General features: G+C 67.3%; 11 protein-coding genes. 5 read left to right on the top strand and 6 right to left on the bottom strand.

Features of this window, described 5'->3' with window-relative positions; all coding sequences use genetic code 11:
* Window position 1: 1 nt before the first annotated feature.
* Window positions 2–1,000 (bottom strand): SDR family NAD(P)-dependent oxidoreductase, encoded by a 999-nt coding sequence (locus QMA10_RS11450; protein WP_290168483.1) that lies wholly within the window; start codon window positions 998–1,000, stop codon window positions 2–4.
* 163 nt (window positions 1,001–1,163) lie between these two features.
* On the opposite strand from QMA10_RS11450, the gene QMA10_RS11445 reads away from it, so the two are divergent.
* Window positions 1,164–2,126, top strand: a complete 963-nt coding sequence (locus QMA10_RS11445) for a LacI family DNA-binding transcriptional regulator (protein ID WP_290168481.1) — start codon at window positions 1,164–1,166, stop codon at window positions 2,124–2,126.
* Here the strand turns inward: QMA10_RS11445 and QMA10_RS11440 are convergent.
* Window positions 2,123–3,175 carry a winged helix DNA-binding domain-containing protein gene (locus QMA10_RS11440; RefSeq protein ID WP_290168478.1) on the bottom strand — a complete coding sequence of 351 codons (1,053 nt, stop codon included), beginning with the start codon at window positions 3,173–3,175 and terminating at the stop codon, window positions 2,123–2,125. The genes QMA10_RS11445 and QMA10_RS11440 overlap by 4 nt on opposite strands.
* 170 nt (window positions 3,176–3,345) lie before the next feature.
* Window positions 3,346–4,455, bottom strand: a complete 1,110-nt coding sequence (locus tag QMA10_RS11435; RefSeq protein WP_290168476.1) for a (p)ppGpp synthetase — start codon at window positions 4,453–4,455, stop codon at window positions 3,346–3,348.
* A 100-nt stretch (window positions 4,456–4,555) separates the two neighbouring features.
* On the opposite strand from QMA10_RS11435, the gene QMA10_RS11430 reads away from it, so the two are divergent.
* From QMA10_RS11430 to QMA10_RS11415, 4 genes are all read left to right on the top strand, one after another.
* Window positions 4,556–5,329: an alpha/beta hydrolase gene (locus QMA10_RS11430; RefSeq protein WP_290168475.1), complete on the top strand. Its 774-nt coding sequence runs from the start codon at window positions 4,556–4,558 to the stop codon at window positions 5,327–5,329.
* 35 nt (window positions 5,330–5,364) lie between these two features.
* Window positions 5,365–6,285 carry a carbohydrate kinase gene (locus QMA10_RS11425; RefSeq protein WP_290168473.1) on the top strand — a complete coding sequence of 307 codons (921 nt, stop codon included), beginning with the start codon at window positions 5,365–5,367 and terminating at the stop codon, window positions 6,283–6,285.
* 23 nt (window positions 6,286–6,308) lie between these two features.
* Window positions 6,309–6,848 (top strand): YbhB/YbcL family Raf kinase inhibitor-like protein, encoded by a 540-nt coding sequence (locus QMA10_RS11420; RefSeq protein ID WP_356834735.1) that lies wholly within the window; start codon window positions 6,309–6,311, stop codon window positions 6,846–6,848.
* A gap of 104 nt (window positions 6,849–6,952) precedes the next feature.
* Entirely contained in the window at window positions 6,953–7,756 is an 804-nt protein-coding gene (locus QMA10_RS11415; RefSeq protein WP_290168471.1) for an HAD family hydrolase, read from the top strand.
* Between the two features lie 17 nt (window positions 7,757–7,773).
* Here QMA10_RS11415 and QMA10_RS11410 read toward each other — a convergent pair whose 3' ends face one another.
* The 3 genes from QMA10_RS11410 to QMA10_RS11400 are packed head-to-tail and all read right to left on the bottom strand — an operon-like array spanning window position 7,774 to window position 12,421.
* Window positions 7,774–8,577 carry a phosphatase PAP2 family protein gene (locus QMA10_RS11410; RefSeq protein ID WP_290168468.1) on the bottom strand — a complete coding sequence of 268 codons (804 nt, stop codon included), beginning with the start codon at window positions 8,575–8,577 and terminating at the stop codon, window positions 7,774–7,776.
* Window positions 8,574–9,875 carry an alpha/beta hydrolase-fold protein gene (locus tag QMA10_RS11405; RefSeq protein ID WP_290168466.1) on the bottom strand — a complete coding sequence of 434 codons (1,302 nt, stop codon included), beginning with the start codon at window positions 9,873–9,875 and terminating at the stop codon, window positions 8,574–8,576. The genes QMA10_RS11410 and QMA10_RS11405 overlap by 4 nt, the downstream gene beginning before the upstream one ends.
* Window positions 9,872–12,421, bottom strand: coding sequence for a DUF2156 domain-containing protein (locus tag QMA10_RS11400; protein ID WP_290168464.1), 2,550 nt, complete (start codon window positions 12,419–12,421; stop codon window positions 9,872–9,874). The genes QMA10_RS11405 and QMA10_RS11400 overlap by 4 nt, the downstream gene beginning before the upstream one ends.
* Window positions 12,422–12,450: the final 29 nt, after the last annotated feature.

The following is a 12,450-nucleotide window of genomic DNA, read 5'->3' as shown; positions in this document are numbered from 1 at the left end:
GTTAGACCGCGGACCAGCCGCCGTCTGAGGGCAGGATGGCGCCGTTGATGTTCACGCCGTCGTCGCTCAGCAGGAAGGTGATGGACGCCGCCAGGTCCTCGGCGGAGGCCAGGCCGGGGATGTTGCCGCGGGCCGGGGAAAGGCGTGCCTCGCCGTACTCGCTGACCTTGCCCCCCATCGGGATGCCGGTGGCCACGCCTCCCGGAGCCACGGCATTAACACGTATTCCTTCACGGGCATACATGAAGGCGGTGCTGCGGGTGATGCCCACGACGGCGTGCTTGGAAGCGGTGTATGCCACGCCGGACGCGGAGCCGCGCAGGCCTGCTTCGGAGGTGATGTTGACGATGGATCCCTTGCCGGCCTCGAGCATGGTTGGCAGCACGGCGCGGGTCAGGCGCATCAGGCCCTCCACGTTCACGGCGAAGATCTTCTGCCACATGGCGTCAGTGACTTCATGCAGGGGAGAGAAGTCATCATTGATGCCGGCCACATTGGCCAGGCCGTCAATCCGTCCGCCGGCGGCGGTAATGATCCGCTCGACGGCGTCGGCGTCCGTCAGATCTGCGGCGACCGGAACAATGGCATCCCCCAGCTCTTCGGCGAGCTCCTTGATCTTCGTTTCAGCCATGTCCACGGCGATGACGCGGCCGCCTTCGCGGGCGATCCGTCCGGCCGTGGCACGGCCGATGCCGGAACCGGCGCCGGTGACAATGACGGTGCGGCCTTCAAAGCGGCCGGCAACCGTGGGCAGCGCGGCGGCTTCGGTTTCGGGCATGACGCCCCCGTTCGCAGCCTTGACGAGTTCATCCACGGCTGCCTGCGGGAACTTGCCCTGGCTCAGATCCACCAGCTGCTGCAGCTTCAGGGTCAGTGCCGGGCCCAGGGTGGACTCATCGCTCCCGGCCTGCGCGAGCATGCCCCGGATGGCGGGCCCGCCCGCCGGGTGGTCGAGCCACTGCTGGACGGTGTTCTGGGCGGTGATGGGCGAGTTGGCCATGAACCGATCCTTTCGTTGCGGAGGCGGCCGGGTTGTGGCGGCCGCGGTTTGCCAGGCGTTCCATGCGGGAAGACTGCTTACACGTGTAAGTTGCCTGTAATGTCAGAGTACCGGAGAAAACCGGCAGGCATAAGGTCGAGATTCTCGGAGGAAAGGACGGCCCGTGGAACGCAGGACCACCTCCAGTGACGTGGCCCGGGAGGCGGGCGTTTCCCGGGCAACAGTGAGCTATGTCCTCAACGGCCGCAGCGGGCAAAGCATCTCCGGCGCCACCCGGGACAGGGTGCTGGCCGCTGCCCGCGATCTTGGCTACATCCCGTCCGCTGCGGCCCGCACGCTGCGCAGCGGCCGCAGCAAACTGGTGCTGATGCTGCTGCCGCCCGAACCTCTGGGCCGCGCCCAGGCCATGGTGATTGATGCCGCCTCGGAATATCTGGAGCAGAATGGCCTGCGCCTGGTGGCCCACCGGCTGCCCCGGAGCGGCGGTGCGGTGTCCCTGGTGCATTCCCTGGTTCCTGCGGCGCTGATCCTCATTACTCCGCTGGACAACGCGGAGCTGGCTGCCCTGCAGGCGACCGGGATTCGGGTGGCCTCGCTGCAGCTGACCCTGAATGATCCCCTTGGTCCGGACCTGGGCATCGGCGAATTGCAGGTCCAATACCTGGCCGAGGCCGGGCACCGGCGGATCGGCGTGGCGGTGCCGGTGGGTTCCGGCTACGGCTGGCGGGTGCGGATGCGGCTGGCTGCCATTGAACAGGAGTGTGCCGTCCGCGGACTGCCGCGTCCCGCCGTCGCGCATCTGCGCCTGGACGCCGCTGACGCAGCGGCCGCCGTCGCGCGCTTGTTGGAGGGCCCGGAGCCGGTGAGTGCGGTGTGCGCATTCGACGACGACCATGCCTTCGCCCTTTTGGCAGGCCTCGCCGCTGCCGGCCTGTCGGCACCTCAGGACCTGGCGGTGATCGGAGCCGAAGACATCCCGCTGGCGTCCCTTGCCGTGCCTCCGCTGACGAGCGTCCGCCTTGATGCTGAACAGCTGGGGAAGCGGTTTGCGCAAATGGCGCTGGGGGAAGCCCACGCGGGCAACGGGCTGCCGCACATCAGCCTGGTGCAGCGGGCTTCAGCCTAACCGTGCGGCCAGGCGGCGGCCGCCTGAGCAATCGCCCGCCGCGCCGCCGCCGGAACCTGTTCCACCAGTTCCACCACCGGTTCCACTGCGGCACGGGAAGAGGTGCGCGGCAGCCTCCACGTGCCCACGGTGATTCCGTCCACCACCACTGTGGGACGGAAAATCCCGTTGCGGCCCGGCACCACGGCCTGGAACATGGCAGGACTGGTGGTCAGCGAGCGGTCCCCGTAGCCGAGGATCCACTCGTCAAACCCGGGCAGCAGCACCGCTCCCCTGGTCCTCGCCGGGCCCGGCTCACCGATCATCCAGTAGGCGGCGCCGCCCACCTCCACCGTGGTGAGGTCCTCCACCGCGGCAGCCGCCCGCCGCAGGACCGTCCGGGGCAGCTTGGTCCACCACGCGAGGTCCCCTTCGGTTACCGGGCCCCGGGCGAGGACAAATCCGCGCACTGTCTCCGCCAGTGCTGCCTCCGGATCGGCGGGCGCATAGACGGGAGAGAAAGTGAGGAGTTGTTCCGGGCGGTCCGGATCGAAGGCGCCCCAGTGCACATGGCCGCCGACCGCCAGATGCAGAAGCAGGTGATACCCGGGGCCGCCCGCCGTGGGGATGCCCGCAGCGTCCCATAGGGCAAGCACTTCCGCCCGGCGCAGCGGGCGCGTCCCGAGAGCTTCCAGCAGCAGGTCCCGGGCGCGGCCAACCGTATGGTCATCCAGCCCGAGCTCCTCCCTGCGTCTCATTGTTGCCCGGTGAATGCGTTCCGCCGTGAACCACAGCAGCGTCCCCAGGTGTTCCGGGGTCGTAGCGAACAGGGTGCCCCGCATGGGCCAGCTGCGGACCAGTGCGCCGCTGTTAAAGGCGGCACGGACATCAGCCGCGGATGTTCCCGGGCGGGAGCGCAGGGCGAGGGCGCGCAGCACAGCGGGCAGATTCTGTCCCTGCAGTGCGACGGCGCGGTTCACGACGTCGGCCGGCCCCAGATCCGAGCCGCCCAACAGCTGGGACTGCCACCGCATCCGCCGTGCGTCCCGGACACTGAGCTGGATCGTCATCCGCTCACCGTAGGCGGCGAAGGGACGTGCTGCAAGGATCAGCGCCGGCGACGGACAGGTCAGAAAACCTCTGTTTTGGGATTTCCCTGCAACTTTGGGAAAGTGCGGCCGGTCCGCCTTGGCAGCGATTTCCCAACCCGTGCGCGAAACCTCAAAGCGGCCGCAGAATCCTAGGCGTTCTCTTCCCGGGCCCGGAACAGCTGCATCTGCCGGTAGCGGCGGCCCAGGGACTCCCGCCGGGGCTTGACCGGGGCGTCCTCCGGCTCTGCGGTGAGGTCAATGTGTTCCTTGCCGAAGCGCCACAGCAGCAGGTCATCGAGCAGCCGGTCCGGTCCGGGGGAGTAGCGGTGGTCCAGGGCCCTGCGGACCTTGGTGATGATGTCCGCCTGCAGCAGTCCGGCCAGGTCCATGGTGGTCTTCATGCCGTGGGCGGCCAGCAGTTCGGCGGCCCACCCCCAGTCATCGCCGGCCTTGCGGTTGACGTGCGGCAGCAGGGTCATCCAGACGTCGCGGATCCGGTTGGGGGTCAGCGGCGCGCTTCCCTGTCCATCCTCGTCCCAGAAACCGGTGACGGTCTCATAGCGCTCGTGCAGTTCGGCAAACGCTGTTTCCACAGTCTCCAGCATGGCCGCCGTTGCGGTGAACTGGCGGTCGAAGTACGGGCTCCAGGCCCGCGGGTCACCGGCCTTGAACCGGATGTCATGCTCGATTTCGGACCAGGCGTGAGCCAGCACGGTGCGGATCTGCACTTCAAACTGGTAGCTGCCGTTGGGCCGCTGGTCCGGGTCCAGGAGCTTGTGGAATTCCCTAACGGTGTCATTCTGAATGGTCCGCAGGACCAGGTGCCGGCTGGAATAGCCGTAGGTTCCGGATTCGATGGATCCGATGTCCTTTTCCCGGTCCCCGCGGCAGTCAAACTCGGAACGCTGGCGCTTGATCAGGTTGGCGGCTTCATCCACCTCGTGCGGCAGGGTCACAATGACCCGCAGGCCCACGAGATCGATCAGGTTCCGCAGCGGATCCGGAAAGAGCAGGGTCGGCAGCTCCGCAGGATCCTCGGACGGCAGGGTCCGGGACGCCTTATCCCGGAAAGATTCCACCGTTTTGGTCCGTGAAGCCACGAACAGCGGGCGGACGGGGCTGTCCGTGAAGGTGGCCCGGAGGCTCTCCTCCATTTCGCGGGTAAGTTTCTCCAGAGCCGGCCGGACCCGTGCGTATTCATCGGTGCTCGCCTGGACCACCGGACGCAGCCGGTCATCGAGGCTGTCCCACGCGCCCATAGAAAAATCCCCGTTCCTTCACCCTTGGTTGTGTCGCCGGCCGTCCGGCGTACCGGACGCTAGGCTCAACTACCAGATTAGGCCAGATGAGGAGGTGGTTATGATGCCGTCGGACCCGCAGCGCCTTGCCTACGGTAAGCACCCGGATCAGTACGCGGAACTAACGCTGCCCGACGGCGGCGGCACTGCGCCTGCCCAGCTCCCCGCAGTGGTGGTCATCATCCACGGCGGGTACTGGCGCTCCCGGTACACGGCGGAGCTCGGCCGGCCGGCCGCGCAGGATCTCGCAGCACGGGGGTATGCCTGCTGGAACCTGGAGTACCGCCGGGCGGGAAGCGGCGGCGGCTGGCCTGAAACGTTCGAGGACATCAGTGCCGGAATCGATGCGCTCGCCCCGGCAGCCCCGGAGTACGGCCTGGACCTCTCGCGGGTTACCGTCCTGGGACACTCCGCCGGCGGACACCTGGCTGTGTGGGCTGCCGGCCGAACCGGAGCCGCCGTGCCCGTCACCGCCGTCGTGAGCCAGGCCGGGGTCCTGAACCTGGCGGAGGCAATGGAGCTGAACCTGAGCGACGGAGCGGTGCGCAATTTCCTGGGGTCCTCCCCGGAAGCAGATCCGGACCGCTACCGCAGCGCGGACCCCCTGCTGTGCCTGCCGCTGTCCGTTCCCGTGGTTGCCCTGCACGGGGATGCTGACCGGCATGTACCGCTGAGCCAATCGGCAGGATTCGTGGAGGCGGCCGTGCAGTCCGGCTCGCCCGCCGAACTGCGGATGGTCCCGGGAGACCACTTTGACCTGATCACCCCGGGAACCGAAGCCTGGGCCGCCGTCATCGAAGCGGTGGCCGCACTGTCTCAGGCGCGGCTAACATAAGGAAACCTGGCCGGCGCTCTGTTAGGTTGAGAAGCGTGCTTACAGTCATCGGCGAAGCCCTCGTGGACGAGGTTCTCAGCGACACCGCTCCCAAACGGTTCCATCCCGGCGGGAGCCCCCTCAACGTGGCTGTCGGCGTTGCCAGGCTCGGCCGGCCGGTGCAGTTCGTGGGCCGCTACGGCACCGATGCCTACGGGCAGCTGATCCATGAACATCTGCGGGGCAACTCCGTCCTGACCCCGCTGCCGCCGGATGACCTGCCCACCAGCGTCGCCACCGCACTGCTGGATCCGGCCGGCGGCGCCCGCTACACCTTTGACCTCGCCTGGCAGCTCCCGTCCCTGGCCGAGGCACTGCCCCGGCTGCTGGACGGCACCACCATGCTGCACACCGGGTCCATTGCCTCCATGCTGCAGCCCGGCGCAGACGCCGTGCTGCGGGCGGTGGAACGCGCCCGCCCCTCGGCAACCATTACCTATGATCCCAACTGCCGGCCCTCGATCATTACCGATGCGGCCTACGCCCGGGACCAGGCGGAGAAATTCGTCGCCCTGGCCGACGTCGTCAAGGCCTCGGACGAGGACCTCGCCTGGCTGTACCCGGAGGAAGACCCCCGCGACACCGCCCGGCGCTGGCTGGCCATGGGCCCCGCGCTCGTCGCCGTCACCGGCGGATCCAAGGGAGCCTGGGCCGTCACCGCCGCCGGGGAGGCCGAGGCCTCCGTTCCGCCGGTTGCCGTGGTGGACACTGTGGGTGCCGGAGACTCCTTCATGTCCGCGCTGCTGGTGTCACTCATGGATCTGGAGCTCGACGGCGGTGCCCGCCGTCCCGAGCTGGTCCGCATTGGCGCCGGGGACCTGAGCACCGTGCTGGGCTTTGCGGTCCGCGCCGCAGCCGTCACCGTCTCACGGGCGGGTGCCAACCCGCCCTCCCGCGAAGATCTTTCCAACCCCTGACGAGCAGTCACGCCAAGGAGAACATGATGCAAATCCATGATCCGTATGAAGCCCTTCCCTCCGTACCGTCCTTTGCCGTCACCAGCGGGGACATCGCCAACATGGAGCCCTTTGGCCCCGCACAGTACAGCGGAAAAATGGGGATTCCGGGCGGGAAGGACGCATCCCCGCAGTTGAGCTGGTCCGGAGCCCCGGAAGGCACCAGGAGTTTTGCGGTCACCATGTATGACCCCGACGCGCCCACTGCCAGCGGCTTCTGGCACTGGGCGGCCTTCAACATTCCCGTGTCCACCACCTCGCTGCCCGCCGATGCCGCCAACAGCGACAACATGCCGCAGGGTACGGTGCAGCTTCGAAACGACGCCGGGTTTGCCGGGTTTGTGGGAGCGGCACCGCCTCCCGGACACGGACCGCACCGCTACTTTGTTGTGGTTCACGCCGTAGACGTCGAAACCCTGGATGTTCCGGCTGATGCCACCCCGGCGTTCCTGGGGTTCAACCTGTTCAGCCACACCCTGGCCCGCGGCGTCCTGGTGGGTCTGGCTGAAGTTTCCGCCGACTGACCCGGGGCGCCTGAGCCCGCATCCGGCCGCATCGGGCTGCCCGGGCCGGATAGGCTGGAGGTCTGCGCAGATGTGCAGAACACAGCGAGTGAACGGGGTGCCCGGTGCGTTTGGTAGCAAGCGACCTGGACGGGACCATTGTGGGGCCCGACAACAGGATCAGCGACCGCACCGTCCGTGCGTTCCGGGACTGCGTGGACGCCGGTGTCGAGATTGTCTTTGTCACGGGCCGGCCCCCGCGCTGGCTGACCCCGCTCACCGATGCCCTGGGGCATACCGGCACCGTCATCTGTTCCAACGGTGCCGTAACCTACGATCTGGGTGCCGGACGGGTGCTCAAGGCGCAGGCCCTGGCGTTGTCGGATCTCTTCACGGCCGCTGAGATCATTCGGAAGCTCTACCCGGCGGTCCGGTTCGCTGCGGAAACCGTGGACGGCTTCCATCTGGCTCCGGGATTCCTCGAACCCGGTTCAAGGGAATTGCCGGGCGCGGCGGCTCCCGCCCCGCTGGAATCCAGCCTCTCCGAGGCGGACACGGTGGTGAAGTTCCTGGCACGCGTGGACGGCACGTCTCCGGATGAGTTCCTGCACCGGGTCCGCCCGGCGGTATCGCACCTGGTGTCCACCACGCACTCCGCGCCTGCGGTTCCGCTGCTGGAGATGTCCCTGCACGGCTTGAACAAGTCGGTCACGCTGGCCGACTACGCCGCATCCCGCGACATTGCTCCGGCGGATGTGGTGGCCTTCGGTGACATGCCCAATGATGTGCAGATGCTGCAGTGGGCCGGGCGCGGCTACGCCATGGCGTCCGGCCACGCCGATGCATTGGCGGCGGCTGACCGGGTAGCCCCGGCCTTCGCTGACGACGGCGTGGCCCAGGTGCTGGAATCCCTCCTGCGCAGGCTCTAACTTACGGTCCGGCGTGCTTACCCTCCGGCGTCGATACCCTGAGCTGCTGCCCGGCGTGAGTGCAGCAGCCGGTGGACGGTGATGACCACCGCCAGCCAGGCCAGTCCCAGCGTCCATGCCACCAGGACGTCGGTGAGCCAGTGGTGTCCCAGGTAGACACGGCTCAGTCCTACGGCAACGGCGAAAGCCGCGGCGGCCGCCGCCGTCAGGAGCTTGGCCCGCCGTGCCTGAAGCCGCAGGATGATCAGGTATGCCACCATGCCGGCAATGACCACCGAATTCAGGGAATGCCCGCTGGGAAACGACGCCGAGTATTCATACGGCGGAACGGCGTCCAACAGCGGAGGCCGGGTCCGGCCGATCAAATCCTTCCCCGCCACCGTCATCAGCAGTGACCCGGCCGCGGCGGACACCATAAGGAGTACCGGGGTCCAGGACTTCCAGCGCCAGGCCAGCACCAGCGTTGCCGTACCTGCCAGGATGGGCATGCCCACCGTGCCGGCCAGATTCGTGAACGCAGTTACAGCCGCATCCGTCCAGGGTGAACGCACCGCCAGTGCCGCATCCAGTGCGGGCTCATCCAGCAGGGCCACGCCCTCGGACTCCGCCACCGCTTCATAAACCTCGGCAGAACCCAGTGTCAGGAGCATCGCGGGAATCAGCCCCAGTGCCAGTGTGATCAGCAGGGCGGCGTGCGGAGATGTCCACTGCGCCAGGCGGTGCAGCAGCGAAGCCGCCCAGGCCCGCGTGCCGGGCCGGGGAGGGCGGCCGCCTTGGTCCCGGGGATCGGAGGGAGGGGTCCCTTCTGGGCTATCGGTCATGAACCCAGTATGCCCAATCGGCGGCAGAGCCAGTCCAGGTTGTTCGCCAGCCCCGCCTTCCACACCTGCCAGGAGTGGCCGCCGGGCAGCACCTGCAGGCTGACATCCATGCCCGCAGCTTTGGCGGCCGCGTAGACCCGGCGGCCTTCGGGTGTGTACACGGAGTCATCGGCGCCGACGGCAAAGATGCCCGCGGAATCCGGAAACGATTTCGCTGCCAGCAGGTCCAGTGCGTTTTGGCTCGTAAACCTCGACTTGTTTCCGCCAAAGTAGGTGTTGATGAGGAAATCCTGGCCCTGTGTCACGGTGGGCGCCGATTCGCCGGCGATGTCAATGAAAGTGGGGTAGGTGTCCGGAAAGTTCGTGGCCAGCTGCAGAGCACAGGTGCCGCCGTAGGAATAGCCGGCCACGGCCCACTGGCTGCCTCCGCTGAGGCCTGCGGCCAGATGCTGCCGCACCCAGGCCGGCAAATCCACGGCCAGATAGGTTGCCGAGGAGCTGATGTCCGAATCGAGGCAGAGGGGCCAGTTGGCGTTATCCGCGTTGGAGGCATCGGGCATGACCACTACCGGCGCCAGCCCGTGGTGTTTGGCCGCGAACGTGTCCACCATAGTCAGCAGCTGCCCGCCCACCAGCCAGTCGCTGGGGTTTCCGGGCTGGCCGTGGATGAGCACCAGAACTGGAAGGTTCACCGCGGCCGGCGAAGCCAGATAAGCGGGAGGAAGGTAAACCAGTGCGGAGTTGGAGGCGTAACCGGAAGTGCTGCCCGGGATCTCCGCCGAGTAGATCCTGCCCTCCGACGGCATGTCCGGGGGTGCAGTCCAGTTCGCCTCCGTTGTGGCCGGCAGGCCGGCGGCCGTTGCGGGATCCCGTTCCGGAAGAGCTTCATCCACCGGCCTTGGCGGGCTGACCAGGGACTCCAGCGTTGGATACTGGGCGTAGGCAGCATTGACGGTGACGGCCACGGCCAGCAGTGCCAGGGATGCAGCGGTCAACGCCAGGATCTTGGGCGGAGCGGACCTTCCGGTCCGCAAACGGACGCCGGCCAGGATCACAGCAAGTATTCCTAATCCGGCATATACGTACAATATCCGCGGAAATGAAGCATCCCACCAATGGAAGACGCCTTCAGCCAAGAGGAACAGGGAAAACGTCAGCGCCGCAGAGGCCAGGGCCGCCGCCGGAACCACCACGAGCAAATGCCGTGCCCCGCCGGAAGCGAGCCAGATCAGGGACATTCCGCCGAGGGCCAGCAGGACAACCGGCACCACCCCCGTCAGCAGGGAGACCGAGTTCATCGGACGCCGTCGACAATCCGACGCACCAAGGTGAGGCTCTGGCTAAGCGAGACGCCGGGCAAATAGGCCCGGGCAACCGCGTTGCCGATCATCGGCAGCGATGCGGGATCGAGGTACGTCATGTACAGCGGGACGTACTGCGGCTGGAACTTCGCCTTGAAGGCCAGCAGGGAACGGAAACCGTACACCGGTTCCAGTGTTGCTCCCAGCAGGTTCAGCACACGGTCCAGGAGCGGAGCTTCGCTTTTCCCGCCCTGCCGGGAACGGGCCAAAGGCGCCCCGGAAAGGCTGATCAGTTCATAGCCTTCATCCTGGAGCAGAGTTGCAGCGGAGGCGATCAAAAAATCCATGCTGGGCCGGAAACCTGAACTGCGCCGCCGCATGAAGTCCAGCGTCCATCCAATCACCCGGCCGTCCCGGTAGATGGGCAGCCAGGACGTCACTCCGTGGACGGTGCCGTCCCTGTCGAGCGCCAGCAGGCACCGCACTTCGGGATCATTGATCTCGTCCAGCCCACCGAGTGTGAACCCCATTTCCGGCATCTTCTTGTCCGCCACCCATTCTTCGGAGATCGCATGAAGCTGGTCAAGGAGTGCCAGCGGCGCCGAGGAATAGTCAATCCATTTGGCCTCAATGCCTGCTTTCCGGGCGTGGTTCATGGCCGTGCGGACATCCTGAAACTTCTTCCCTTTGAACTCCAGCTGCCCCAGCGGCAGGATGGTCTCCTCGGCAACCTGCAGCCGGGAAAAACCCAGGTTCCCGGTGATCTCTTCCACGTCCGCGGTCACCGAATAAAAGCAGGCGGCCAGGCCGTTGGCCGTGCAGTAGGCGGAAAACTCCTCAACGGTGCTGCGCAGTTCACTGCGGGGGCCCACGGGCTCTCCTACGGTCAGGGCAACACCGAGATCCCCGCGGAACGCGACATAGGAGTTCCCGCTCGCCGCAAACCAGTACCTGTTGCCGGGCCAGAGCGTCATCCAGGCCATGGTGCCGCCGCCGTGTGCCTTGAGAAGGCCCCGGGCGCGGTCGCCGTCCCGTGCCTGCCGGCCGTGGGCCGGCTGTACAAACGAGTAGAGCAGAACTATGCAGGTGAGGCCCCAAAACGCCACGCCGACGCCCTCGTACAGCAGCGAAGCGAAAGCCGAGGCGGGCAGCAGGACCGGTGCGGGCGTCGCCAGCACCAGGACAGGCAGGAAGCGTTCGGGGAGGTCCGCCAGCAGGGTGCCGAGGGAAGCCGCGGGGGTGAACCCCCCGGGCAGCAGCAGCCCCGCTGCCACGTACAGGGCGCTGAGGACGACGGCGGCACTGCCCACCCAGACGGCCAGCCTGCGGTAGGTACCCGGCGGAGCGGAAACGGTAAACAGGCTGCGCGTGGCCGCCAGGAGCACCAGCACCGCCAGCGGAACCAGCATCGGCAGCACCAGGGCCAGCGCATTCTGGGCCGTGCCCAGTTCATAGCGGCCGCCGCGGTCCGCGCCGGTAAGGTGACGCAGTATCCGGATGCCGGCCAGGACTGTCATGACTGCCTGCAGGACCAAAGCGGCCCCCCATGCAAAGCGCCGGCCCCGTCTAAGGCCGTCGGAGAAGACCACGAGCAGGATCTGGGGCAGGGTGGCCAAAAAGAAACCGGCCGGACCGGCACGCAGCTGAAGCTTGGCCGCGTGGCACTGTGCGGCCTCGCCGGTATCGGTGCACAGCTCGGCCAGGGCCTGCGGGTCCGTGATATCCACGTAGGTGAAGAGATAGCGGAGAACAGCCAGCGGGCCCACTGCCTGTGAGCTGAGAGCCGAGATTACCGGACCGGCGGCGGAGGCTGCCACGACAAGGGCCACGAGCACGCGTGCCTCCCGGCGGCTGGAGACAAGGCGGCCGGGCCAGCGCGGCAGCCGCCCGAAGAGCAGTGGTCCGCCCACTCCGCCCACGGCTGCGGCGGCCAGGACGGTCACGCTCTGCAGGGAACCTCCGTACAGTGCCAGCAGCATCAGCAGTGTGAACAGCCCGAGCCGAAGCCGGCGGCGCCAGAGAGTGGATAATGTGGCGCTCAGGGCGGCGGCGGCACCGCAGGTAAGGGCCACCGGTCCAACAAAGGATTCCGACTCCAGTGCCCGGGACCAGTCCCCGGCAATGGCTGCATGGGCGAATCCCAGGGCCAGCAGGGAACCCAGTACCTGGGATATCCCGGCAGCAGCGGCGAACCGCACTGATCCCATCCGGCGTTCGGACGGCAGCCCGACGGCCAGGACCAGCAGGGTGCCGGAGACGTATCCGGCCAGGCCTGTTGCCCAGAAGCCGGACAGCAGCAGCGCGGGCCAATGGGCGGGAAAAGACCCGGCGGACAAAACCACCCAGTCCTGGAGGGCACCTTCGGGGCCTGTTTCCAGGCTCCCGGTGAACGCGCCTGCCAGCCACAGAACAACAACAAAGCCAAGCGTCACGGGAGCACGGCGGACACTGCCGCCCAGCACTTCGGCGGGCCATCGAAGGGCTCGGTTAAATCCGGTGCGGCGGACGCGCACCGCATGTTCAGTGGGGGACGTTGTGGTCAAGCCATACCTCCGCAGTGCACGAACGCCCG

Origin of the sequence: Arthrobacter sp. APC 3897 (assembly GCF_030407495.1) — a bacterium.
Taxonomy (GTDB): domain Bacteria; phylum Actinomycetota; class Actinomycetes; order Actinomycetales; family Micrococcaceae; genus Arthrobacter_B.
The sequence above is the reverse complement of the archived record's forward strand: the minus strand, read 5'-3'. Positions and strand labels throughout refer to the sequence as shown.